This window comes from Pontibacter sp. GD13 (assembly GCF_058216355.1).
This window is the reverse complement of the sequence record NZ_JBYZMQ010000001.1, coordinates 619,629-644,051: the sequence shown is the minus strand read 5'-3', so window position 1 is coordinate 644,051 and position 24,423 is coordinate 619,629. Positions and strand designations below refer to the sequence as shown.

Below are 24,423 nucleotides of genomic sequence, written 5' to 3'. Positions count from 1 at the left end.
GTTATACTTTTAAAGGTCATGGAATTTCAGCCACTTACGATTGCTATTGCAGATGATCACACCCTTTTTAGAAAGGGTGTACTGGAGATACTGAAGGCCTACCCGGAAATAACCGTATTGGCAGACGCCGGCAATGGGGCTGAGCTGATCGAGAAAATTGAGAAGAACCTCCCGGATGTAGTGCTACTTGACCTCGAAATGCCAGAGATAGATGGCATAGCCACGGCCCGTTACCTTTTAAGTAAGTACCCCGAGGTAAAGATACTGATCGTGTCCATGTACGGCGAGGAAGCATTGGTTGAAAAGCTTGTGCAGGAAGGTGTACACGGTTACCTGCTGAAGAGCGCCGAACCAGACGAACTGCGCGAAGCGGTGCAAGCCCTAAAGCAGGGCATTAGCTTTTTCTCACATTCCTTAAAAGGCAACCCGCACCTCTAAGCGCCAAAAAAGGGTTTATGCTTACCCATAAGGGAGTACCTTTAATATACTTTAAGCTGCACGCCGGCCGGCTTTACCCCACCTGTTTTAGATGCTGCACCACCCAAATGGCCAGCAGGGTGATGGTACAGGCAACAAAACCAACCCAGTTAAAATGAAGCAGTCTGCCCGAGCTGGTCTCGGTTACGATATAGCCCGCTGCAAACGAGGCCAGGCCCGCGCTTAGCTGCTGCACCGAAGAGTTGATACTCATAAAACTGCCACGCAGCCTAGGCTCTACGCTGGAGGTGATCAGCGACATGGCCGGCACAAACCTGGCCCCGAAAAAGATAAAGAAAAGCGTTGTAACGATTAGCGCCGCATAGTGCTGCACAGGCGGCAGGTTAGTGATAGCCAGAATCGGGGCAATAGAAAAGAAAGCGGCAATAGCGAATACGCGCTGCTTTCCATACTTGTCTGCCAGTTTGCCGGCCCACTGCGAGGTGAACACCGTCGCCATGCCTCCAAACAAATAGATGTAACTCAGCTCAGCCTCTTTAAACCCTACGTTGGCCACCATGTAGGGGCTGATAAAGGGAACCACAAAAAAACCGGCCATGGTCAGTGTCACGGTTAGGGCCATGGCCCACTGCAGGTTAGGCAACTTTATGATTTTCTGAAGGGTCAGGAAAGGGTTTTCCTTCACCGCATTGCTTAAGTGGCCGCGCATGGCAGGCAAAAAGAAATAGCCGACAATCAGTATTATAAAACTCAACCCAGCCAGTAAAAAGAAGGGGGCATGCCAGCTGGACTCGGAGGCAAGGTATAAGCCCACCGGAATACCGGCAATGGAAGCAACCGAGAAGGCTGCCATAACTTTGCCCGTGGCCGCACCCCGCCTGTGTTCCGGTATGGCATCGCCGATGATGGCTAAGACCAGCGCCCCTAACACACCGCCAAAGGCTCCTGCCACCAGGCGCGCGGTAAGTAGCAACTCAAAAGTGGGGGAGAGGGCGCAAGCCAGCGTGCCGATGGAAAAACCTAAGTATAAAGCCAGCAAAGCCTGCTTCCGATCGAAACGGTCTATAAACAGCGCACCAAAAAAGCCTGCCGCGGCAGCACTGAAAGTGTAGGCCGAAACCAACAGCCCGAATTCTTTCGGCGAGATGCTGAAAACCCGCATCAGCTGCGGCCCCAGAGGCATCATGATAACGAAATCCATCATGTGCGTAAACTGAATGGCTGCCAGTAAAAAAATTAACAAGCCCTCCCGGATCACCTGCTTGGGCACGATCTGGTCGGCTTGTTCTGCTATTAAGTCTATGGTTCGATCCTCGGGTGTACTCATTTAGTTTGCCTCAAAAACGCCGACAAAAGTACGCATATCCGCAGGAGATTCAAGCGCTAATTTACTGGAACATCCTAAACCACAGGGCCCCTTTATTTGTTACAGGAAAAGGACAAAAACAGGGATTGTTGGGCAAAGCTAAAAAACAGACTGACCAGGAGTGTGCCTTGTGTGGCCGTGAAGTGCTGCACCTGACCAGGCATCACCTCACCCCACGCGAGGAGGGCGGGCGTTACGGTGCCACAGCCGCCCTGTGCCAGCCCTGCCACAGCACTATTCACTTGAAAATTGGAAACCGCGAGCTGGCTACAAAGTATAACTCGGTTCCTGCCTTAAAGCAGGCTGAAGCCTTACAAAAGTACCTGCATTGGGTAAAGGACAAGCAGGTGGAACGGATTTCGAACAGGAGGGGGAAGCGCAGGCGATGATTTTTAACCGGCCCGATTTCTCCGTAACTTTACGGCATGCAAGAACGATCCTACATACCTTTTTCGGAGCTGAAACAGCAAAAGGCGATTGTGGTGGACAGTACCCATGCCAATGGGTTTATGCTGTCGCATTGGAAAGGGACCCCAACCCCAGCCGCTGTGCGCGACGATACCAGTGCCGCCATTGTGCTGCATGCCCTGCGTTTAAACATGCCCGCTCTTGATCTGCCTTACGTTACGGCCAACCATTTTGATGTGGATGGCTTTATCGGGGTGTGGGCCTTGCTGCATCCTGAGCTGGCACTCGAAAATGAAGAACTGTTGCGGCAAATGGCAATAATCGGCGATTTCAGGGAGCTGGACCTGAATCATCCCTTGGCCGGGGAGGCCCTTAAACTGGTGTGCTGGATAAATGCCAAAGAGCAGGAATTGTTCTACAAGCCTTTCGAGGCAGATGAAATGGAGGAAAAGGAAGTGGCGCAGTGCACACCTAAGTTCAGGTACTTTCTCAGGGAATTCGGCCGTGTGTTACAGGACCCCGATTGGGAGACTGGTGCCTGGGAAGAGGAGGCAGCCACAGTACTGCTGGGTTACCGCGACATTTATAAACCCGATACAAGGCTAGAACCTTACCCAAACATCGGCCTCGTTATGATCGACACGCCGCACCCGCTCCATTATTATGCTTTGTTCAGCCGTACCCAGGGCTTCGACATGGTGCTGGCCTGTTACGATCAAAACCGCTATGAGCTGGAATACAAGTATACCACCTGGGTAGATATCGCCTCCCGGCCTACGCTTCCACGCGTTAGCATGGCCCCGCTTGCCGAGGCGCTCAATGCGTTAGAAAGTTCCGGATATCGCTGGACCTTTAATTCTTACACCAATACCGGTCCCCTGCTCCGCCTGGAGGGTGATACCCTGACACGCGCTGAAAGATACGCTAACCCTGCCGAGCGGAAGATATATCCTTCCTCTATCACGCCACAGAAGCTGAAGCAGGTAGTGGTCGCGTTTTACGAGCGGGCCTATGCGGGTGTGCAGCCAAAGTATGACTGGAGCTGGAAAGAGGTAAAGGAATTCAATAAACAGCTGCAAGGGTAATTACCCGCCGCGCCCAATTGTTGCTTCTGTTTCTTTTTAAGTCCGCAGCATGCCATTTATTTTTGATTATCACGTATACTATGCATTGTAAAAATGTGATGCGGAATCACCTTGCTCGCTATAAGCCGTACCAGACATGAAAAAGATACTGTGCCCCACCGATTTTTCAAAAACAGCCACCAAGGCTTTAGAGTATGCTACGCACATAGCACAGCGTGCCGGCGCACAACTTACCCTGCTTCATGTAGTACATCTGCCAATTGTAGACACCTCCGAAACGGCGCTGGTGGCCAGCGAACTACTGGGCGAGCAGATGCGTGATGCCGGAGAAAAGCTAAAGGCGCTCTGTATGCACCTCGAGGAAAAGTATAGCGCCAACCGAAGCGGGGAATTTTCCTGTGATTATGTGCTGAAAGAGGCCCTTTTAACAGACGTGACCGAGCACCTGACCAGGCACGAAGGCTATGACCTGATCGTGATGGGCACTACGGGTTGCAACAATACCATGGAGGAGATTTTGATAGGCAGTAACACGGAGGCGGTAATTGAGGGCGTGAGGTGCCCTGTCTTGTCAATTCCGGAAGATGCCCCCTGGCCCGAGATCACCAAAATTGTGTACGCCACAGAGTACACGGACCACGACAAAGACGCTTTAAGCACGATCGTGAATTTCGGAAGCTTGTTTGGAGCCAGTATCGACGTTGTGCACGTGGTGAAAGAAACCAGTGACGAAACCCTAGCAAAGGGCAAACAGTTCTGGCTGGAGCTGCAACAGGAGTTTCCGGGTGTGCCTCTGTCTTTTCAGGAGGTAGCTAACAAGCACCGCGACCAGGGGCTGATCGCGTATTTCCAGAAAGAAAGCGGCAGTATTTTGGCCCTACTTCGGAAAGAGAAGGGCTTTTTACAGGACCTTTTCTCACAAAGCCTGACAGAAAAGATGACGTATCAGGCCAAGGTGCCGCTCCTCGTCCTGCATGAGCATCATAAATAGCAGGCCTAGTGCTTGACAGGCATTCGAACCATATCCTCGTCGAAAATATGATCCAGCTCCTTACTGCAAACCGGGCAGTTGTAGCGGCCATACTCTTCTATGGCCCGGGTCAGGGTCAGGTTCCTGAACGAACCCTTTCCTTTGGCTTCTACTAAAAGAGGGCAGTCGTGTTGCAGGTGAAAAATATCCGACGTGGCATTCTCCACTATCCAAACACGTTTTTTAGCCAGATCTTCCGGGATAATAAAGAACTCCGGAGCTGGTCTTTTTTCACTAACCTGTTGGATGTTTGGGCTATCTGCAATTTTCGTTTGAACAGTTTCCGGCTCTTTCGATTGGTTTTGGCAGGAAAATGTGCCCAAGAGTAACAGCACCGGAAACAGGGTTTTGCAAAAAGCGGACAAGGGTTGTTTTAGGAGAATATTCATGCAAAGTCTTGTAGGAGCACCAAAAGTATAAAAAATAATTATTTCGCGCTACATGTTTTATCTTTCCTGCGGCCATATTCACGGATAGCGGCAGCCTCTGTAACAGTAAGCACCTCCGCTTTGCAGCGCTTAAGAACCGAGCAGGACCTGTCGGCATGGTAAACGGCTGAGCCAGTACTATTGCATAAGTAAACCATACGTTTGGCAGCGCCTGCCGGTAGTGCTGCCGGGGCGGCCACCGCAGATGCAGCCTGGCTTCCTGTACCCTTGCCCTTGCGGTAATCCCAGGGCGCAACCGGGTTTGGGTCTTGCCACAAGCCCCTTTTAAACCGACGGGCATCAGCTTCTGCGTTTGCCAGGTTCTTGTCGTTTGAATAGGCCTTGTAATGCCAGGCATACCCGTTTTTTACAAGTTCCTCGTTCAGGCTGCGGCCATCCGGAAGGATGATGGTACCTACTGTGCGGCCATAGCGATCCTTGTTGTGCACGAGCAGGCGCACCTGCTTTCCAAACACCAGATCGGAAGTGAATTGCTTTGCTTTCTGCCCATAATCCTGTTTTTTTTCAGGCGTGTCCACGCCGTATAAACGGACGGTTAGCTCCTCGCCATTCACAAGTAACACGATCGTGTCACCGTCTTTCACACCTACTACCTTATCGCCGGTTGTGGCGGCGGGCTGTTTTGTGGGCGGCGTTTCTGTCACGATCATGTCGGACGCTGCTGCCGCGTCGGTGCCCGGTGCAAGGCTATCTGGTTCCTGGCGATGTTCTCCGGCGCGTTCCAGCACGGCCTCCTGTCGTTCCCGGAACTGCTCTTGCGCGTCTTGCCGGTCGTGGCGGCAGGAAAAGGTGGTGAGCAGGACAAGCACTTGGGCCAGGTGAAGGGCTAACTTTCGCATAGTAGGCATGTGTTTAAGGCAAAGATACAACTGTAGCCGGCAAAGTTTAAGCCCGGCAAGTCGATTTGCTTTTTTGGCTGGCAAGATTTAAGCCGGTATGGCAACGGACTACCGCTTGTCGTTTACTTGTTCTTTTTCCTGTAAAGTATCTTCCAACCCATCCCCAAAATCCGTAGTAGTGGGTTCTTCCGGAGCAACCGTAGGTGCCCTGGGGTTATCAGCTGACACGGGGGTCTTGCCTCCCTCGGTTTGATCCTGCGTACTGTTGTTACAGGCTACCGCTCCCGCACAGAGCATGAAGCCAAGGATGAGGTGGCATGAGCGCTTTTTCATACGATCTTTTTTAGTTTCATTATAGATACGCGTTTTCAGTAGGGTTATGTTGGCTTTTACCCGCTATCAAAAAACAAAACCCTCCGACTTCTGCAGCCGGAGGGTTTTGATCTTGAAATAGAAATAAACTATTGCTGTATTCCGGGTACGCCTGCAGGCGAGGCGCTGTGCCAGTCGAATGCCGGGGCTTTGCGCTTGGTGGGCGCCAACTCGTCCAGCGTGGCGGCATCATATAAACGCCCGTTGCGCATCACGTACTTAATGGTATTGGTGTTTCGAATGTTCTCCAGCGGGTTCTGGTCCAGGATTACAAGGTCAGCCAATTTGCCTCCTTCTATCGAGCCTATGTCTCCGTCAAGGCCCAGGCCCTTGGCGCCCAGGATGGTGGCCACCTTCAGGGCATCCAGGTTGCTCATGCCACCTGATTGGATCGACCATACTTCCCAATGGTATCCGAGCCCCTGTAACTGGCCATGCGAACCCACACCTGCCAGGCCGCCAGCCTTTACAAGGTTGTTCACAAACTCTGCGTGGCGCTCAAAAATGTGCTCATCCTTGGTAAACCAGCCTGGTCTGCGTCTTGCTTTGGCATCCAACTCAGCTTTCGGGGTAAAGTAGTTTAGTTTTTTGTCACCAACCACATCTTCTGTAGCATAGTAGTAGTTCTCAGCCCAAGGGCCGCCATACGAAACCAACAGCGTAGGCGTGTACGCCATCTGCGATTTAGAAACGAAGTCAACCACATCCTTGTACAGCGGGTAGATCGGGAAGGAGTGCTCATGCCCCGGGTAGCCGTCAATGGCCTGCGTCATGTTCAGCTTAAAGTCAAGGCCGCCCTCGGTTGTCGGCAACAGTCCCTGCTCTTTGGCTGCCATAATGATCCACTGGCGGTGCTGGCGATTGCCGACCAGGTACATTTTTATTGTTTTGGTATGGTAGTACTCGGAGTACTGCCTCAGCACTTGTTTGGTGTGTTCCAGGCTTTTGAGGTTGTAAGCCCAGTAACCAACACCCGGGCCGGTAGAGTACACGCGCGGACCAATCATCTTGCCGGCATCCACCATGTCGCTGTAGGTGAGCACATCGGTGGTGCCTGTTTGCGGGTCGCGGGTTGTGGTTACGCCGTAGGCAAGGTTAGCGGCATAGATCCATACCTGGTTGGTATGCACGCCCCATCGAGGCCACATGTGTGCATGGGTATCCACAAAGCCCGGTGTTATCGTCTTACCCTTCACATCGATCACGTTCGTACCCTTGGGGGCATTAAGCGTACCTGATGGGCCAACGGCCTGGATACGGTTGTTCACGATCAGTATATCCCCGTGCTCGATCACTTCATCCCCCTTCATGGTGATGATGCGGGCATCCTGCAGCAGGGTAGTGCCCTGCGGGATGTCGCGCGGCACCTGGATGGCTATCCTGGTTTCGACGGGTTTGTAACCTTCGTCTTTCTTCTCGTCTTTATCCTGCTCATCCTTTTTAGGCTCGGTTTTGTCGCCCTCGGTTTTGGCTGTCTCTTTTTCAGCTTCCTGCTTGCGCTCTATCTCTTCCTGCCGGGCCTTTGCCTCGTCCAGGTTATAGGCAAAGAATCCGTTTCCGATAGACCAGTATACTTTCTTGCCATCGGCAGACCAGCTTGGGAACTGCCCGCCGATCTCGGTTAGTTTCCAACTCGGGAAAGCGGCCTTGTCGGCATCCGCCACCGAGATGGTGGGTGTTTCGCCTCCCGTTACCGGAATCGTAACCACGTAAATCTCGTTGTTGATAAGGGCAAGTGCTCTGTCTCCTACCGGTGCTTTTATTACCGTTGATGCCGTGGATGGCTTTTGCTGTGGCTCACGCTCCTCCAGGTGCAGGTTGTGGCTCATCTCCTCCTCGATCATATCTTCCACAGAACCGTAGGTGGTGATGCCCTTTACCTTCAGGAAAGACTTCTTGTCGGTGCCGTCCCAACGGATGGAGATCAAGCCGTCGGAGTTGCTGTAAAGGTAAATGCGGTCATCTCCTTTCACGAAATGCGGGTTAGCGCCCACATCAGCCTTTGTCACGTAATGCGTCTCGCCGCCTTTGGCAGACACCCAGTTTATACTTTGCCGGGAGTCGAAGGCGCCAGGGCCCTCTGCCTCCCGGTAGCCCTGGGCAGAGCCTTTTACGAACACGATCCTGCTGCCGTCCGGTGACCACGCCGGGTCCTGGAAAACAGCTTTCTCTACCGTTACTTTGGCAGGCTTGCCTTTGCCACTGGCGTTTACCTTATAAATGGCGCCGCCGGTTTTTTCATCCCAGGTTACAAAAGCCAGCTGCTTGCCATCAGGCGACCAGGCAGGTTGTGCCTCGGTATATTCCGCTTCGGTCAGGCGCTTGGGCGTGCCGCTTGGGTAATCCATCACATACAGGCGATCCAGTGCCGTAAAAGCGATCTGATTGCCTTTAGGCGAAACGGCCACATCCCGGATCTGGGTAACGGTCATCATTTTATCATCCGAGATCGGGAATTTAAAATCCAGTTTAGGACCTATCGCAAGTTCGGTGTCTACCTGGAAAGCGATCTCTTTGGCATCGCCGCCCGCTACCGGAATGCTGTAGATCTTGCCTCCATAGGAAGCAACCAGGTTTTTGCTGTCAGGCGTGAACGACATGGCAGGTAGTACACCCAGCGGTGCGATCGATTCCTGCTCGTCGCGCTGCACCGGGTAGGCCAGCCATTTCTCTTCGCCTGTTTTCAGGTTCTGGGCTACCAGGCCCGTGTTGTCGTTGTGGCGCGTGCCATATACCAGCCAGTTGCCATCAGGCGAAAGGGTAGGGGTAAAGGCGGAGCCGTAGCGTGATGTTTTGACATCTATATCGCCGGTCTCCCTGTCAAAAGTAGCCAATTGGTACTGCGGCAGCTGTGCATTGTAGTTCCAGGCACCGGTGCGCTGCGAAAACCAGATATAACGGCTGCTTTTGCCAAATGCCGGCTCAACGGTTTTTAGGTTGTCAGGCTTACTGATCAGCTCTGCGCCTGCGCCTCCGTCCTTGTGGTACAGGTGGAGTTTTAAATTGCGCCTGCCCTGCGCTGCCACCAGGTATTCCCCGTCCGGCGTCCATTCAGCCGACTGAAAATTCTCGTTCTTGCTCTTGCTGATCTGTTTGGTCTTTTTGGTGGCCAGGTTCATGGTCCAGATGTTGTCTGCCCCGTCCTGGTCAGAGAGAAACACGATGGACTTGCCGTCCGGGCTGAACTTAGCCTGTGTATCGAACTGCATGCCTGACGTAAGCTGCGTAGCCTTTCCGCCACTTAGCGGGAGCAGGTACAGGTCACCGAGCATGTCGAACACGAGCTGGCTTCCATCCGGGCTCACATCCAGAGCCAACCAGGACCCTTCGGTGGTGTTGATCTTGATTTTGCGGGCGCCTTCCAGCGGAAGATCCTTTTTGTCTTTTTTAGCCGTGTCCTTTTCAGTTTTTGGTGCATCCTGCGCCATGGCAGGGTGCAGCATTAAACCAAGTGAACAAAGCACAAAAAGAGACTTCTTCCAGCTTCTTTTGGGGTTGTACGAGGTTTGGTACATATGCAGCGTTAGGTTAGGTTTTAGCAAGCGAATATAATGTATTCCTGCTTTTTTTAACACACCAAATAGATAAATAGCGGAATTGTAGGGGTTAGGGGTCGAATTCCCTGGATAAAGAGGCCATTAGGTTTGAAAGTTCCGGCCAGCCTGCAGCAGCAACGCTTGCTCCGAGGGCAAGGCGAGGGCATAAATTAACCAGCGCTACAACCAGAATTTTCTGCAGGGCATGCTTGAAAGTTAAAAGCTATCGATCCATGCAAAAAGCCTTTTACAGCGGTTCAATGCAGCTAAACGCCAGGAGATGAAAGGGTGCTTTATTAGGCTAATTCAAGCGCAGGCGCTTGCTCGGTTTTCGTGGCGTTAAGCATGGGCTGCTCACCTGCCGGCAGCCTGAAGCTAAACGAACTACCTGTGCCCAGTTCGCTCTCTGCCCATATCTGGCCGTTGTTGTGCTCAATAAAATATTTACAAAGTTGCAGCCCCAGGCCGCTTCCTTTCTCGTTTGCAGTTCCGGGGGTACTGCTCGTGTTATCGGAAAAAAGGGCGCTTAATTTTTCCGGCAAGATACCGATACCCGTATCGACTATTCTAACCACCACCTTAGCCGCCACAATATCTGCCGTAACGTTTACCTCGTCGCCCTTTTTACAGAATTTTATGGCATTCGACACCAGGTTTCTAACCACCAGGTCCGTCATGTCCCTGTCAGCGAACACCACCAACTCCGGGTCGAGCGTACTGTTTAACCCAATTCCCTTATGATCTGCCTGCGGCTGAAGCAGTTTAAAGTTCTGCTGTACTAGCTGGGCGATTTTAACCTGTTCCGGTTCCACCTTAAGGCCATTCATTTGAGCCTTCGCCCATAAGAGCAGGTTATCGAGTAACCAAAGCGAGTTTTGCTGCGATGTTTCGAGGCTCGCCATAAAGTGCTGCATTTTTTCGGGAGGTACCGCCCCGCGCGAGAACACCTGTAGCAAACCTTTCAGCGATACCAGCGGGCCACGCAGGTCGTGTGCGATTATGGAGAAGAGCCTGTCTTTTACGCTATTGAGTTTTTCGAGCTCCGTTTTCTGTTCCTGCAGCAAGGCAGCTTGTTCTTTCAGCTTGGTCTGCTTCAGGGTAAGCGCTGCACTGTGCTCCAGCACATCGGTGTTTTTCTGGAGCAGAAGGCCGTTGATCCGGTGCAGGCGTAACCTTCCGACAAAGAAAACACCGGACAGAATGGCGGTTAAGAGCAGGAGCGCGATGGTAAAGTATTGAATGGCGTTGGTTCGTTGCAGCTCTTGTTCCTGCAGGGTTCTTTCAGCCTTTAGTAATTTGTTTTCCTGCTCGGCGTTTTCCTTTTCGTACTTCAACTGCAGCTTCGCGATTTTAGTGTCTGTCTCGGTTGTGCTCACACTGTCTTTGTACTGACTAAATATGGTTAGGTAAGCATGCGCCTTGCGGTAATCGCCTAATTGCAGGTAAATGTTGTTAAGTAACTCAGCGGCAATTTTTATTTCGTCTTTAGAGTTTATCTTTTTGACAACCGCCATGTTATCAAGGGCAAATGGCAGCGCCAGCTGAGGGAAGTCGCCGGTCAGGTAAGCCTGTGCCAACCCATAAAGGGAATAGGCTTTATCAAATGAGCTGTCCTGGGGGGGCAGCATTTCAAGCGCTCTTTTATGGTACGACACGGCCTGATCCCATTTGCCAAGTTCAGAAAGCAGGTAACCGGCATTGTTCAGGCTTAATACCACACTCTCAGAATCACCCGTTTTTTTCTTTAGATTTAATCCTTTCAGAATGTAATTAAGCGCCTTCTGAAGCTCGTTCTGCTTTTGGAAAATACTTCCCAGGTTATTGTATGTCTTGGCAATCGAGATCGTGTCGTGCTGGGCCAGCGCATAGTCCAGGGACTTCTGATAGAACTCCAGGGCTTTGTCAAAATTTCCCTGAATGTTGTACATAGAACCGATGTTGTTGTAGCTGGCCGAAAGGCCACTGGAGTCTTTGATCTCTTCTCGGATGTGCAGCGATCTATAATAAAAGTCGGTGGCATTTTTATAGTCTCCGGAACGATCGTAAACTACGCCTACACAGTTATAAGCGTTGGCGAGACCGAGAGGGTAATACATTTTATTAGCTAGCTGAACCGCCTTGTTAGCATAGTCGAGCGAGGCGCTCAGGGATGTGTTGCTTTGCAGCTTGCTGAGCTCACAAAGCAGGTCTACACGCTTAATGGCGTCAGAAGTGGTCTCAAGCTGAGATTTTAGGCGCTCGAATTTATCAGTTTGTGTGTAAGCTTTTAAAGAGATCAGTAAAAAGCTTAGTAGAATAAGGTGTCTCATTTGCACTACATTACGCTCAAATATAGTGCAATTAGAATAGATAACATAAGCTTGCTATATATAATTTTTCTGAGTGCCTATTCTGGTTCATAGACCCTGTTTTTAAATGAAAATTGTTGGTATGGTTTAGTCAATTAGCTTAATTATACAATTTTGATAGAGCGATTTATTTGATTCCGATAGGTTTTTTCATCTGATTATACCACTTCTATCAGGCTTATTCCGCCAGCCATTCGGTGCACTTTCACTTGCGTGCCGATCCGTTCTTTCAGCGCCTCCACATGCGATATGATGCCGATCATTTTCCCGCTTGACTGCAGGTTTTCGAGGGTAGTGATGGCGGCATCCAGCGTTTCGGCATCCAACGTGCCAAAGCCCTCATCTATGAACAGGGAGTTGATCTGCGTGCGGCGTCCTGCCAGGTCGGAGAGGCCCAGCGCCAGTGCCAGACTAACCAGAAAGCTCTCGCCGCCGGAGAGGGTGTTCATCGGGCGCACCGCCTCAGCTTGGTAAGTGTCCACAATCAGCAGGTCCAGGTCCTCGGTGGCACTCTTTAGGATACGGTAGCGGTCGTTCAGCTTTTGCAGGTGCCGGTTGGCCAGCTCCACCAGCCTGGCCAGCGTAAGCCCCTGCGCAAACTTGCTGAACTTGTTGCCGTCTGCCGAACCGATCAGGTCAGCAAGCTGTGACCAGCGGAGGAAAACCATCTGCTGCGTAGCGAGTGCCTGGGCAAGCGTCTGGTTTTTCTCCCGTTGCCGGGCATCCTGCTCCAGTAGCTGCTGCTGGCGGGCCCGCTGCGCGATAACCTCCCGCTGCTGCCTGGCTTTTTCCTCCTGCTGCTGCTGCAGTGTTTCCATGCTTTCGCTGGTCAGGTGTTGGGCTTTGGCCAGGCTTAGATCTTGGGAAACATCACTTAGCGATTTGCGCAGCTCGGTCAGGTGTTTCTCGGTCTGTGCTTTCAGGTTCGCCAAACGCTCCGCCTCGTCGCGCTCCAGCAGCATCAGGCTCAGGGTTTCTATGGTTTCGATCCCCTTTTGGCGTAAAACACGCAGCAGGCCTTCGCAAAGCTGTTCCAGTAACGAGCGGTGGTGCTGGTGCGTTTGCTTGCATTCCCTTTCGCGGGCAAGGGTTTCCTGCAGTTCCTGTTGCTTCTTTTGAAGCTGGGTACGGGCCTCCTCTGCCAGCGTCGTGCGGGTTTTTACCTCCTGTTGGGCTAGCGCACGTTCCTGTTCCGGTTTCTTATTGCCAAACAATGCCTGCCTTTCCGCCTTTAAACTGTTTATCTGTTCATGCTCCTGCTTTAAAGCCAGTTGGCGCTGCTGCAGGTCAATTTCCTTTTCCTGTACCCGCACCTTTAGGTGCTTTACCTGCTCCCGTAAGGCCGAATATTGCTCGCGCATGTCTTCCAGCGCTTGCTGCTGCTGTGTAAACGCCAGCGCATGCTGCTCCAGCACCCGCAACAGTTCTTGTCGCGTTTCTGGTTTATAGGTTAGGGCGTAGCTGGCGAAAAAGGATACCGCGATTTCGGTGTGTGCCTGCAGCTGTTCCTGCTCATCGGCTAGCAGAAGCTGTAGTTTGTGCAGCTGTGCCGTGCTGATTTTTTCGGACTGCTGCAGTTGGGTAAACCCTGCCTGCGCCTGTAGTTGTTCTTCCCGTAACCGCTGAAGTGCCTGGTTTATACTTTCCAGCTCCTTGTTAAGCGCGCGTGCCAGTGCTAATTTCTGCTGCAGTGTGCGTGCTGTATCCTCCTGAAGTATACGCAAGGCATTTAACTGCTCCGTGTCTGTAATAGCGACAACATCGGGAAGTCCTGCCGAGAGTTGCTCAAAAGCTACCTGACTACGGCTCAGCTCTGCCTCTGCCTCGGCTAGTGTGGTGGCGCCATGTTGCTGCTGTTGTACCAGCGCCCGTTGTGATACCAGCAGCTCATTGATGGTCTGCTCCAGTTCTTTTACAAGCATCAGTTGTTTATCTCGTTTCTGTAGCTCCTCAGGCAAGTCAAAGTGATAGCCGTCCTTTGCGAAAGGGTGCGCACATGATCCGCAAAGCGGGCATTCCTCGCCCTCCTGCAGCTGATGCCTTGCGTCTTCGTAAAAATGGATCTGCTCCTGCAGCCGTACCAGTTTCTGGAGGGTTTCCAGGTGATCCTGGGCTTGTTTATACTTTGCCTCAGCTGCTTGAAGGGCTAACATCACTTCCTGCGCCTGCTGGCTGAATTGCTCTTGCTGCTGTTTTAAAAACTGTTGTTTGCGCTGTTGCGCCTGGAATTGTTGTGCCAGTTCCTGTAACCGCACATACCTGGCCACGAGTGCTGGCTGAGCTTGCATCTGCAGCTCCAGCTCCTCCATCGATTTACCTCCAAGCAGGGTTTTGCGCTGCGCCTGCCTGTCTTCTGTTTGCTTCAGCAACTGTGCCTGCTTGGCTACCTGCTGTGCCTGCTGCTGTTGCAGTGCAGCTGCCAGTTTGTCGTCCTGCTGCTGTTGCCGCAGGTGTTCCTGTTGTTCCTGTCGATGGCGGCTGATGCGCTGCTCCGTTTCTTGCAGATCGCGGAGGGTCATTCTAAACTCAGGCAAATGTTCTTTCAGGTCCTGGTACCGGGCCGCTTGCTCCAGCCACTTTTTTATGCCCATTGCCGTCTGGGTCAGTTTCTCCAGTTCTTCCTGTTTGCTGTCAAGCTGTGATTGCTCAAGTTTGAGCTGCTCCTCCAAGGAGACACTAGCTGTTTTGTGTTGGGTATAAGCCTCCTGGATGCTCTCCAGTTGATGATCGAGCTTAATGACCTGGGTTAACTGAGGTGTTAGCCTATGAAGCGCCTCGTCTGCCTGCTGCTTCGCCTTTGAGGCCTCAAGGGAAATTTTTCCGGCTAACTCTATTTCTGTTTCCAATGCAGGCGCCCGTTTTTGCAAGGTCTGGAGCTGCTCCTGCACTTCGGATACTTTACCGCGTGCGCTACGGATCTCGGCCAGCTCGCCGACAAACTGGTTTGCCTTTTCGTGCTGCTGCAACTTGATGAGGTCGGGCTTCAGAGATTCAAGCTTTTGCTCCTCGTCCTGTAGTGCTGTATGGTGCTGCTGCTGCTTTGTTTGGAGCTGCGTCACTGTTTGCAGCCACTGTATTTTTTTCCGCAGGTGCCTGCCGTCGCTCTCCAGCATGGCTTCCTGATCAATCAGTTCTTTTATACCGGCAAGATACGCCTGGCGCTGTTCTTCAGGCAGTAGTTGGGTATTCGCTAGTTTTTGCTCCAGTTCCTCTTTTTTCAGGCGCTCTGTTTTCGCCTTCTCAAAGGCAAACCTCGATATGTCGGAGTAGATGCCGGTGTCGGTTATTTTCTCGAGCAGGCTGCTGCGCTCGTTGTGGTCGGCTTTCAGGAAGCGGGCAAAGTCGCCTTGCGAGAGCATGACGGAGCGCAGGAACTGGCCGTAGTCCAGGCCGCACAGCTCAGCCACCTTAGCCGGCACCTCGCTTGGTTTCAGGTCTAAAAGGGCGTCTGCTGCATGATCATAAAGCTCCATGTGCACCGGCTGCATGTTGCCATCCGCCTTGCCACGGCTGCGGCGCAGGTGCCACTTTGAGCGGTAGCGTTTATCGTTTGCCAGAAACTCCACTTCCGCATAGCTTTCCGCTGTGTGCCGGGTCATCAGCTCCAGGGGCTTGTGGTTGTTGTGGCGGTGCACCAGACCGTACAAGGCCACCGTAATTGCGTCCAGGATCGTGGTTTTGCCTGCACCGGTCGCGCCTGTAATGGCAAAAAGGCCCGCCTCCGCCAGTGGGCTTTGGTCAAAGCGGATCTCATGCTCCCCTTTCAGGGAATTCAGGTTTTGGAAACGGACGGAGAGGATCTTCATGGGTAAAGGTACTGAGGGTTTTACTGCTCTTGTTGTGGCTTATGCGACGCGAATAGCGGGCGTCTCAGGCGGCTGTTGAAAGTTGTGTGGCGTGAACCGAGGCTAGCAGATCAAGCTTTTCAGACGCACGGTTTATGCGGGGCTGAAGCAGCCAAATACCAATTGGCCATGAAAGGAACATAAAGCCTTCACCCAAATAATCTCCCAGCATAGCTTTACGGCCTAGCTCAGCACTTTTTAGCGCCCTTGACGGAAAGGCGAATACCTGGCTATAGGCAAATACAACATAGCCGATAAACAAAACTTCTATTCCACCCGGAGCATCCGGCAGCACATTGCCTAACAAAGTGAAGACCAACAGTACCGCAAACACAAAGAAGCTATTTACTACAAAAAAGCTGGTGTCCTGCTGTAATTTTTTGGGTAGTTTATTATTAAGCTCATACCCTACGCCAATCGGCCACAAAAGCATCAACCATATGCCGGTAATTTGCAGTAAGCCCGTAGTATTCGGGTAAGCTTCGAGTTCAATATACCTGAAGGTTTGCGTAAGTGCCAGGATCAAAAAGACGTGCCAGTGTTTAAGTTGTAGTATTCTTGCCATACTCTGTTTGTTTATGGATTTGTTTTCGGGTTGCTAGATGGTTTTTTTAGCGATTGCGGACTTACACTTAACTGGAGATGGTTCCTGACTACAACCCTTAAATCAATCAGTCATCAAACGGTAGAACTGCCAGGTGCTCCGATTTGATTAGCTTTCTCCGGCCTGTCCCATCAGCTCCATCAGCTCTGAAAAAGTAGAGAGCAGTTCTGTATGATCGCTATCCGGAAAGGTGCTTTCGCAGCGTTTCAGAAAAACATCCTGCTCCCGGAGCGCGTGCAGCTCTACCTCCTCCTGCACCTGCTGCTCCAGTGTCTGGCTGGTTTTGAGGATGATCGGTGGCCGGTGAATGAGCAGTTGCAGCTCCCCCGCTTTTGCCTTTAACACCTCTTCCAGCTGCTGGTGCAAATCAGGTTGGGGGGCGTCAAGCTCCAGTTGCATCTCGGCCCAGGCGGGCAGGGTATAAGCGCTGTTGTCGAAGACGGCAAGCTGTTGTTTTACCTGCTCCAGCGATCCGCGGAAGCGTACCAGTTTACGGCGGCAGGGGATTTCCAGCTCTTGCAAACCAGTCATTTTTCCGTCGGCAAAATCAAGTATAAATACCAACTTGGTGTCTGAAACCTCACTAAAGCTAAGCGGAATAGGCGAGCCTGAGTAACGGATATGGTGGCGTTGGTTAACCTGCTGCGGGCGGTGCAGGTGCCCGAGTGCCACGTAATCGAAGTCAGCCGGAAACTGATCGGCCCCGATCTGGCCCAGGTTGCCCACATGTATTTCCTTCTCACTCTCGGAGGCAGCGCCGCCGGCAGCGAATAAATGCCCCATGGCCACCACGGGCACACCCTGCGTTTTGTACTGCTGCAGGTGCGGCACAAAGGCCTGGTAATGGGCGGCAATCCCTTGTTTAATACGCTGCTCCCGTTCCTCAAACGATTCGCCGGCCACGGAAAGGCGCACATCTTTGTCGCGCAAAAAAGGGACGGCACAAACCACCAGCTGCAGCTTGCCTTCTTCGCAGTGCAGTTCCAGCAGCTCGTCCAGCGGGTTGGGCGAGGCGCCGCCTACAACCCGGATATTGAAGTACTCCAGCAGCTCTTTGGGCGCATTGAGCGTGGAAATGGCGTCGTGGTTGCCTCCGGTAATAATAATGTGGCGGCAGCAGGAAGCGCAGGCGCGGCGCAGAAAATCATAGTACAGTTTAAGGGCCGTGTTAGAAGGCGCCCCGTTGTCGAACACATCACCGGACATAAGCAATACCTCCACCTTTTCCTGCTCGATGGTCTGTAACAACCAGTCCAGGAAATGCTGGTGCTCTTCTGTTCGTTCGAGGTTTAGGAGGCGCTGGCCCAAATGCCAGTCAGAGGTGTGTAGTACGCGCATGCTTCTTCTTCTTCTCCAATTCCGCTTCAAGATACATCACAATATAGGCATATTGCAAGTGCTAAGGTGTAGAATTGCGACAGGTGCCAGGTGTTTTAAATCCTGGAAGGCTAAAGGAACAAAAGGGCTCCGAAAAACAGCCGTGTTTTTTCGGAGCCCCTTTTATTTATAGTCCGGTTTTACTTGTGGACCAATGGCCGACACAAAAACAGGGAAGGTGAATTTATTCGACAGGTAGCCCGGCCTCTTTTAGGGCAGGGAAGGCGCCAATGTTGTAGATGTGCTTAAACCCAGCCTCTTGCATAAGTGCTGCCGCTTTCCCGCTCCGGTTGCCGGAGGCGCAATACAGGTAATATACTTTATGCTTATCCAGGTTTGGGAGCTGCTTTGCAAACTCACCACCCCTGAAATCGCTGTTGGCGGCGCCCTCCAGATGCCCGGTGGCATACTCCTCGGGCGTGCGCACATCCAGGAGCACGGCATTCTTTTTAAGTGGCTGCTGCTTAAACTCCGTAGGGCTAAGCTGCTGCACAGCCACTGGGCCTTGTTGCGGACCTGCACAACCCAGGGCCAGGGCGATTAGTAGAGCGGGGAAAATCATTTTCATACTTTTATAGAGAAAGGACTAAAGATACATGTTTCTGGTAACAAGTTAAAATGCCCTGCAGCCATTAATGCAATCGATAATGTTGGTGATGGTCGTATCCGTCAGGAAATAGTACATTTTCTTGCCCTCCCGCTTGGTTTCTACCACGCCTTTGTCGCGCATGTTGGTGAGGTGGTGCGAGAGCAGCGACTGCTCAATCTGGAGCACAGCCTGTAATTCGCTTACCGTCAGCCGATCACGCTGTTCCAGTAAGTCGATGATGCCGATGCGCACCGGGTGCGCCACGCACTTTAATACATAAGCCGCCCTATCCAACTTCTTCCGATCAACCCGCATTTTTAAGGTACTCATGCTATCTGAAATATTATATGAGACTTATACATGAACAACCCTTCATGTACCTTATTTAATACAATCCTTTTTGGTGTCGGGTTCCTTTTGCACGCCGATAACTCTTTTATAAAAAACGCGAGCGATAAAGGCATTTGAAGTTAACTGACTGGAGGATAAGGTTACTACATTTTAGGACGTGTATTTACCGGATCTCAAGGTGCTACTGGTGTATTGGTCCCGTTAGGCTCAGGCTGATTAGCTGCTTTTGCCTATACTATAAATGATATCAACGTACCAAAAAACAGCGGTCAAAAAACTTATCCCCAGAAATAGATCAGGGTCAGGGAGCTGCCTGCAACCAGTATCCAGAGTAGTAGGCCCTGGTAAAAAGGTTTGGCACTGATGCTGCGGATAGTTTCCATGTTCAGGTTAGCGCCGATGAAGAAGAGGGAGAGTAGCAGTGCTTTTTTGGCCGCAAAAAGTATAGTCGGGGCTACAGTGGCGGCGGCAGGTACAAAGGTGATCAGGACAGAGGCCAGTATAAAAAGCAGAATGAATGCCGGAAACCTGACTTTTGCATCCCCTGCTTTAAAAAGGAAGGCGGAAAGGAGCACCATGGGCACGATCCAGAGGGCGCGGGTGAGTTTTAAGGTGGTGGCCAGTTGCAGGGCCTCATCACCATACCTGCTGGCAGCGCCCACCACGGAGCTGGTGTCGTGGATGGCAATGGCAGCCCATAGGCCAAACTGGTGCTGCGACAGGTGCAGGGCCTTGCCTACAACCGGGAAAATAAAAAGGGCCAGCGCATTCAGTATAAAAACAATACCCAGAGCAACCGATATCTCCCGCGCCGAGGCCTTGATGGCAGGTGCCATAGCGGCAATGGCGCTTCCGCCGCAAATGGCAGTGCCTGCCGAGATAAGATGGGTCAGTTTGGGTGCAATGTTTAATTGCCTGCCGATGGCAAAACCCAGCCCCATGGTGAGCAACAGGGATACAAACGTGTAGAGTAACCCGTCAAGCCCGGTTTCGGCCACCTGGAAAAGATTAATGCCAAAGCCAAGCCCCACCACAGCGCCTTGCAGCACATACTTGGAGGCTTTGGCAGAAAAGGCGGGAAAAGGGTTGCCGACAAAGAGCCCTACCAATAAGCCAGCCAGCAAGGCCAGCGGGGAGGTGAGGAGCGGGGTGAAAAGAATCAGGAGGACAAGTAGTATGAAGATCAGCTGCTGCAGCAAAGCGGGAGGCTGATAATTTCCGGGGTATTTCATTATGCGCGGTAAATGTTCCCCAAAGGTAAAGGCCTTTTCCGGGATTGCCGCACAAACTGCTCCTGTGTTTGCCCTAAAATGCCTCCCCGATCACGATGTAGAAATTAGTGCCCTCCCGCCCGTAGCCAATGTCGGCCCGAATATTCAGCTTCTGCTCCTGGTTCAGGGCATAGCGCAGTCCGCCGCCCACCGAATACTTTAAGGTAGAGAAGTCCACATCCGCGGGTTTGTCAAACACATCGCCCACGCCTGCGAAGGTAGTCATACCAAAGCGCCTGTACAGCGGAAAGCGGTACTCGGCCTGTGTGCCGGCAAAGTTTTTGTCCAGGAAGCGGTTGCGGGCATAGCCGCGCAGTATCTTGTCGCCGCCGGCCGGTGAAAGCCGGAAAAGCGGGGTAGTGCCTGTGTTGATACTGATAAAGGTGTTGGAACCCAGCACATGGTTGGGCTTTGCACTGATGTACTTGCTGAAGTTGAAGTTAAAGTTGCTGTAGTCGAAGTCGCCACCGAAGGGGCGGCCGAACCTGTAGGCCGATGTTTCCAGCAACATGCCGCTGCTGGCAAAAGACACGTTATCGCGGCTGTCGTACAGAAAAACAAGCCCGGCGCCGCTGTTCAGTCCGCCTTTGTAGCCGGGTACCTGCCCCGATAGCAGCAGGCTGGTGCCGGTTTCCTCACCGGTGTTCAAGGCAAGGTTATAATAGTTGGTGATCTGGAAATCAAACCCGCCAAAAGTATGGGCGCCGGCTTTTTTCAGGGCCCCCAGTTTCGCGTTTACCAAAGCGTAGGCGTACTTCTCCACGTTCTGCTCCGGGGTGCTGTTGCCTATCCCATAAAACCGATCGGTGTACACCCTATGGCGCAACTCTCCGCGCAACAGGTATTTCTCCTCGCGGGTGAACACGGCCCACTCCAGTTGCTGGTCCATCTGCTTGTTCAAAGTATAGTCGGCCAGCAGGCGCATCGTGGACAGGCGGGTGTAGGTGGAGTCGTGGTGGCTGCGGAGCTGCAAGTACCCGATGGCCGCGGCGCCAAACCCCAGTCGCGTGTCGGGGGTGTAGTACAGTACCGGTATGGGGATAATGCCTCTTTTTACCTCCTTGGTGGCGTCTTGCCCGGTTTCCTGGGCCTTTAGCTGCTGCGCAGCACCAAAGAGTGCCCCAAACAGCAGAAGCAGCAGTACGATCTTTTTCATCTTTCAGAGCCCATAATAGGTGGGTGTGTATGCGGTTGATTAGCTATGAGTTAAAGCGGTAATAGGGATGAAATATACTATAAATTTAATTTCTCAACTAGAATTTTTCAGCCCTGTTGCAAAATTCTAAAATCCAAAAAGGAACTTAAATTGATGTATAAACACTCTTTATAATGGTACATTACCACTAATGTCTGTCAGCCAATAAATTAAGCCAGCAGCAGAGCTCTGTTTTGCTATATAGTTTTTTATATTTGGACCGACTTTCTGATCAATCTTATTTTTTAACCACCTTAACTCAACGGATGAAAAAAATCTTAACCATTGCTGCTTGCCTTGCCTTTGGCGCAGGACATGTAATGGCGCAGGAGACCTTTCCGCGCAACGGGGTATATGATGAGCGCTCCGGCCTGGTAGCCCTCACCAATGCCACGATTCACACCGATTATAAGACAACGCTCAGCAATGCCACCCTCCTGATCCGGAACGGAAAGGTAGAGGCCGTGGGCACAGGTGTAAAAGTGCCTGCGGGCGCTGTGGTACTCGATGCCAGGGGCAAGCACATTTACCCCGGCCTGGTAGATATGTACACCAGCTACGGACTGCCCGAGGTAAAGAGCCAGCGGGTGGGCTACGGCTCGCCGCCGCACCCGGATACCGACAAGCAGGGCGCATACAGCTGGAACCAGGCGATACGCCCGGAGACGAATGCTGTGGAAATATTTAAAGTAGATAAGAAACAGGCCGAAGAGCTGCGCAAGCTCGGGTTCGGCACGGTGCTGGCCGTGCACCGCGATGGCATAGCCCGCGGTACCGCTGCCCTGGTTACGCTCGCTGAAAAGCGGGAGAACGAAGTGGTGGTGCTGGATAAAGCTGCCGGTGCCCTGTCGTTTGACCGGGGCTCCTCCCCACAGGACTACCCTAATTCCCTGATGGGTGCCATCGCCTTGCTGCGCCAGACTTACCTGGACGCGCAGTGGAATGCGCAGAACCCGGCCAGGGAGCAGAACATTTCGCTGTCGGCCTTTACCGCAGCCAATAAGTACCCGCAGATCATGGAAGTGGATGGAAAGCTGGGGGTGCTTCGGGCAGACAAGGTAGGCGATGAGTTCGGAAAGCAGTATATCGTGAAAGGTGCCGGTGACGAGTACCAGATGATCCGCGAAATAAAAGCGACCAACGCCCCGATCATCCTTTCACTGAATTTTCCGGATGCCTACAATGTAGAAGACCCTTTTGATGCGCGACGCGTGTCTTTGGAGGATATGAAACACTGGGAGATGGCCCCGGCTAACGCCGCCATGCTGCAGAAAGCCGGTATACCCATCGCCTTCACGGCATCGGACCTGAAAGATAAAAAAGACTTTATGCCCAACCTGCGCAAGGCCATTCAGTACGGCCTGCCCGAGGAGGAGGCTTTAAAAGCACTGACGGCCACACCAGCCAAATTACTGCACGCCGAGAGTAAAGTGGGCAGCCTGAACAAAGGCATGCTGGCTAACTTTATAATTACCACCGGAAAGCTTTTCGCCGAGGATAACATCATCCTGGAGAACTGGGTGCAGGGCAGCCAATACAAGATTTCTGAAATGCCATCTGACTTCCGGGGCGTTTATACTTTAAAAATGGGGCAGCAGCCCGAGCGTAAGCTCCTGATTGCCGGTACTCCGGACAAGCAGGAGCTGAAAGTGATCGCACAGGATACTGTGAAAGGGAAGATCTCCTTTAACGGAAACCTGGTAACGCTCTCTTTTGCCAAAGACAAGAAGAGCAAAGAGAACATACGCCTGAGCGGTTGGTTACAGGACAAGAACCTGCAAGGCCAGGGCCAGTTACCCGATGCCTCCACCGTAAAATGGACAGCCACCTTCTCGGAGGCCATGAGCCAGAAAGCCAAGAGCGACAGCACCAAAGTTGCCAAAGTGCCCCAGCTCGGTAACATGATCTATCCGTTCCGTGCATTCGGACAGGCAACGCTGCCCCAGCAGGAGGTGGTACTGATCAAGAACGCCACTGTGTGGACAAACGAGCAAGACGGGAAACTGGAAAACACGGATGTACTGCTGAAGAACGGCAAGATCGCCCGGGTGGGCAAGAACTTAACCGAAAACGGCGCGCGCGTGATTGACGGAACAGGCAAGCACGTTACGCCGGGAATCATTGACGAACACTCGCACATAGCCCTGGACGATGTGAACGAAGGCACGCAGTCTGTTACGGCAGAGGTGCGCATGGCCGACGTGGTCAACTCCGACGACATCAACATTTACCGCCAGCTGGCAGGTGGCGTGACCACCTCGCAGTTGCTGCACGGCTCGGCCAACCCCATTGGCGGCCAGTCGGCCATTGTGAAGCTGCGCTGGGGCAAAAGCCCACAGGAGATGATGGTGGAGAACGCCGACGGGTACATTAAGTTTGCCCTGGGCGAGAATGTGAAGCACTCTAACCGCAGCCGCGAGCACAGCGTGCGTTTCCCGCAGTCCCGGATGGGCGTGGAGCAGGTATACGTGGATGCGTTTACCCGTGCCAAGGAATATGAGCAGGCCTGGAGGGACTATAACGGCCTCTCAAAGAGAGCACAGGCCAAAGCCGCCGCACCGCGCCGCGACCTGGAACTGGATGCCCTGGTGGAGATTCTGAACGACAAGCGCTTTATCACCTGCCATTCGTATGTGCAGTCGGAGATAAACATGCTGATGAAAGTGGCCGATGAGATGGGCTTTAAGATAAACACGTTCACGCACATTCTGGAAGGCTATAAAGTGGCCGACAAAATGCAGGAACGCGGCATTGGCGGCTCAACCTTCGCTGACTGGTGGGCTTATAAAATGGAGGTGAAGGACGCTATACCGCAGAACGCAGGAATCATGAACCAGCTGGGTGTGGTTACGGCCATTAACTCGGATGATGCCGAGATGGCGCGCCGCCTGAACCAGGAAGCTGCCAAGAGCGTGAAGTACACTGGCATGAGCGAAGAGGATGCCCTGAAAATGGTAACCCTGAACCCGGCCAAGCTGCTGCACCTTGATGACAGGATGGGAAGTATAAAAGCCGGCAAAGATGCGGATGTGGTGCTCTGGAACGATAACCCACTCTCTATCTACGCCAAGCCGCTAAAAACCTTTGTGGATGGCATTGCTTACTACGACCTGGACCGCGACGAGCAGTTACGCGTGGAAATGGAGCAGGAGCGCCTGCGCCTGGTCCAAGCCATGCTGAACGCAAAAACCGGCGGAGCCAAAACACAGGCACCCGTATCCAGGAAAGTACGCGTGGTGCATTGCGAAGACGTGGAGCAAAACCTGGAAGAGCAGTACATCGCCTATTAGTTTTCTAGCAGAGCAGAGAGAAAATCGCTT

18 protein-coding genes are annotated in these 24,423 nt (G+C 52.4%); 5 read left to right on the top strand and 13 right to left on the bottom strand.

Going from position 1 to position 24,423, the window contains the following annotated elements; genetic code table 11:
• The first annotated feature begins 18 nt into the window (after positions 1-18).
• Entirely contained in the window at positions 19-438 is a 420-nt protein-coding gene (locus AC4BAN_RS02575) for a response regulator (protein ID WP_490562794.1), read from the top strand.
• A 73-nt stretch (positions 439-511) separates the two neighbouring features.
• Here the strand turns inward: AC4BAN_RS02575 and AC4BAN_RS02570 are convergent, their stop codons facing one another.
• Positions 512-1,765, bottom strand: coding sequence for an MFS transporter (locus AC4BAN_RS02570; protein ID WP_490562793.1), 1,254 nt, complete (start codon positions 1,763-1,765; stop codon positions 512-514).
• Between the two features lie 128 nt (positions 1,766-1,893).
• Between AC4BAN_RS02570 and AC4BAN_RS02565 the strand changes: the two genes are divergently transcribed.
• The 3 genes from AC4BAN_RS02565 (at position 1,894) to AC4BAN_RS02555 (ending at position 4,288) form a co-directional block, all read left to right on the top strand.
• On the top strand, positions 1,894-2,193 hold the full coding sequence (locus AC4BAN_RS02565; RefSeq protein WP_490562792.1) for an HNH endonuclease: 300 nt from the start codon (positions 1,894-1,896) through the stop codon (positions 2,191-2,193).
• A gap of 36 nt (positions 2,194-2,229) precedes the next feature.
• Positions 2,230-3,297, top strand: coding sequence for a DUF6687 family protein (locus AC4BAN_RS02560; protein WP_490562791.1), 1,068 nt, complete (start codon positions 2,230-2,232; stop codon positions 3,295-3,297).
• A 136-nt stretch (positions 3,298-3,433) separates the two neighbouring features.
• Positions 3,434-4,288 (top strand): universal stress protein, encoded by an 855-nt coding sequence (locus AC4BAN_RS02555; protein ID WP_490562790.1) that lies wholly within the window; start codon positions 3,434-3,436, stop codon positions 4,286-4,288.
• Between the two features lie 5 nt (positions 4,289-4,293).
• On the opposite strand, the gene AC4BAN_RS02550 is transcribed toward AC4BAN_RS02555, so the two are convergent.
• The 12 genes from AC4BAN_RS02550 to AC4BAN_RS02495 all read right to left on the bottom strand — a co-directional run bounded on the left by AC4BAN_RS02550 (position 4,294) and on the right by AC4BAN_RS02495 (position 21,064).
• Positions 4,294-4,716 (bottom strand): hypothetical protein, encoded by a 423-nt coding sequence (locus AC4BAN_RS02550; protein WP_490562789.1) that lies wholly within the window; start codon positions 4,714-4,716, stop codon positions 4,294-4,296.
• A 38-nt stretch (positions 4,717-4,754) separates the two neighbouring features.
• Positions 4,755-5,615, bottom strand: a complete 861-nt coding sequence (locus tag AC4BAN_RS02545; protein ID WP_490562788.1) for a thermonuclease family protein — start codon at positions 5,613-5,615, stop codon at positions 4,755-4,757.
• A 108-nt stretch (positions 5,616-5,723) separates the two neighbouring features.
• On the bottom strand, positions 5,724-5,948 hold the full coding sequence (locus AC4BAN_RS02540; protein WP_490562787.1) for a hypothetical protein: 225 nt from the start codon (positions 5,946-5,948) through the stop codon (positions 5,724-5,726).
• Between the two features lie 128 nt (positions 5,949-6,076).
• Positions 6,077-9,502 carry an amidohydrolase family protein gene (locus AC4BAN_RS02535; protein ID WP_490562786.1) on the bottom strand — a complete coding sequence of 1,142 codons (3,426 nt, stop codon included), beginning with the start codon at positions 9,500-9,502 and terminating at the stop codon, positions 6,077-6,079.
• Positions 9,503-9,819: 317 nt separating this feature from the next.
• Complete coding sequence (locus AC4BAN_RS02530) at positions 9,820-11,832, bottom strand: tetratricopeptide repeat-containing sensor histidine kinase (protein ID WP_490562785.1); 2,013 nt, start codon at positions 11,830-11,832, stop codon at positions 9,820-9,822.
• Positions 11,833-12,029: 197 nt separating this feature from the next.
• Entirely contained in the window at positions 12,030-15,677 is a 3,648-nt protein-coding gene (locus AC4BAN_RS02525) for an SbcC/MukB-like Walker B domain-containing protein (protein WP_490562784.1), read from the bottom strand.
• Between the two features lie 64 nt (positions 15,678-15,741).
• Positions 15,742-16,281, bottom strand: a complete 540-nt coding sequence (locus AC4BAN_RS02520) for a hypothetical protein (RefSeq protein ID WP_490562783.1) — start codon at positions 16,279-16,281, stop codon at positions 15,742-15,744.
• A 147-nt stretch (positions 16,282-16,428) separates the two neighbouring features.
• Positions 16,429-17,658: an exonuclease SbcCD subunit D C-terminal domain-containing protein gene (locus tag AC4BAN_RS02515; protein ID WP_490562782.1), complete on the bottom strand. Its 1,230-nt coding sequence runs from the start codon at positions 17,656-17,658 to the stop codon at positions 16,429-16,431.
• A gap of 223 nt (positions 17,659-17,881) precedes the next feature.
• Positions 17,882-18,259, bottom strand: a complete 378-nt coding sequence (locus tag AC4BAN_RS02510; protein ID WP_490562781.1) for a rhodanese-like domain-containing protein — start codon at positions 18,257-18,259, stop codon at positions 17,882-17,884.
• Between the two features lie 51 nt (positions 18,260-18,310).
• On the bottom strand, positions 18,311-18,616 hold the full coding sequence (locus AC4BAN_RS02505) for an ArsR/SmtB family transcription factor (RefSeq protein ID WP_490562780.1): 306 nt from the start codon (positions 18,614-18,616) through the stop codon (positions 18,311-18,313).
• A 299-nt stretch (positions 18,617-18,915) separates the two neighbouring features.
• Positions 18,916-19,869: a YeiH family protein gene (locus tag AC4BAN_RS02500; RefSeq protein WP_490562779.1), complete on the bottom strand. Its 954-nt coding sequence runs from the start codon at positions 19,867-19,869 to the stop codon at positions 18,916-18,918.
• A gap of 73 nt (positions 19,870-19,942) precedes the next feature.
• Positions 19,943-21,064, bottom strand: a complete 1,122-nt coding sequence (locus AC4BAN_RS02495; protein ID WP_490562778.1) for a BamA/TamA family outer membrane protein — start codon at positions 21,062-21,064, stop codon at positions 19,943-19,945.
• Between the two features lie 305 nt (positions 21,065-21,369).
• Here AC4BAN_RS02495 and AC4BAN_RS02490 point away from each other — a divergent pair, with 305 nt between their 5' ends.
• Entirely contained in the window at positions 21,370-24,393 is a 3,024-nt protein-coding gene (locus AC4BAN_RS02490; protein WP_490562777.1) for an amidohydrolase family protein, read from the top strand.
• The last annotated feature ends 30 nt before the right edge of the window (positions 24,394-24,423 follow it).

Coding starts and splice junctions, on each gene's coding strand:
- AC4BAN_RS02525 (WP_490562784.1), bottom strand. CDS start 15,677: ATGAAGATCCTCTCCGTCCGTTTCCAAAACCTGAATTCCCTGAAAGGG.
- AC4BAN_RS02550 (WP_490562789.1), bottom strand. CDS start 4,716: ATGAATATTCTCCTAAAACAACCCTTGTCCGCTTTTTGCAAAACCCTG.
- AC4BAN_RS02570 (WP_490562793.1), bottom strand. CDS start 1,765: ATGAGTACACCCGAGGATCGAACCATAGACTTAATAGCAGAACAAGCC.
- AC4BAN_RS02510 (WP_490562781.1), bottom strand. CDS start 18,259: ATGATTTTCCCCGCTCTACTAATCGCCCTGGCCCTGGGTTGTGCAGGT.
- AC4BAN_RS02555 (WP_490562790.1), top strand. CDS start 3,434: ATGAAAAAGATACTGTGCCCCACCGATTTTTCAAAAACAGCCACCAAG.
- AC4BAN_RS02515 (WP_490562782.1), bottom strand. CDS start 17,658: ATGCGCGTACTACACACCTCTGACTGGCATTTGGGCCAGCGCCTCCTA.
- AC4BAN_RS02500 (WP_490562779.1), bottom strand. CDS start 19,869: ATGAAATACCCCGGAAATTATCAGCCTCCCGCTTTGCTGCAGCAGCTG.
- AC4BAN_RS02505 (WP_490562780.1), bottom strand. CDS start 18,616: ATGAGTACCTTAAAAATGCGGGTTGATCGGAAGAAGTTGGATAGGGCG.
- AC4BAN_RS02560 (WP_490562791.1), top strand. CDS start 2,230: ATGCAAGAACGATCCTACATACCTTTTTCGGAGCTGAAACAGCAAAAG.
- AC4BAN_RS02530 (WP_490562785.1), bottom strand. CDS start 11,832: ATGAGACACCTTATTCTACTAAGCTTTTTACTGATCTCTTTAAAAGCT.
- AC4BAN_RS02490 (WP_490562777.1), top strand. CDS start 21,370: ATGAAAAAAATCTTAACCATTGCTGCTTGCCTTGCCTTTGGCGCAGGA.
- AC4BAN_RS02520 (WP_490562783.1), bottom strand. CDS start 16,281: ATGGCAAGAATACTACAACTTAAACACTGGCACGTCTTTTTGATCCTG.
- AC4BAN_RS02540 (WP_490562787.1), bottom strand. CDS start 5,948: ATGAAAAAGCGCTCATGCCACCTCATCCTTGGCTTCATGCTCTGTGCG.
- AC4BAN_RS02575 (WP_490562794.1), top strand. CDS start 19: ATGGAATTTCAGCCACTTACGATTGCTATTGCAGATGATCACACCCTT.
- AC4BAN_RS02545 (WP_490562788.1), bottom strand. CDS start 5,615: ATGCGAAAGTTAGCCCTTCACCTGGCCCAAGTGCTTGTCCTGCTCACC.
- AC4BAN_RS02535 (WP_490562786.1), bottom strand. CDS start 9,502: ATGTACCAAACCTCGTACAACCCCAAAAGAAGCTGGAAGAAGTCTCTT.
- AC4BAN_RS02495 (WP_490562778.1), bottom strand. CDS start 21,064: ATGAAAAAGATCGTACTGCTGCTTCTGCTGTTTGGGGCACTCTTTGGT.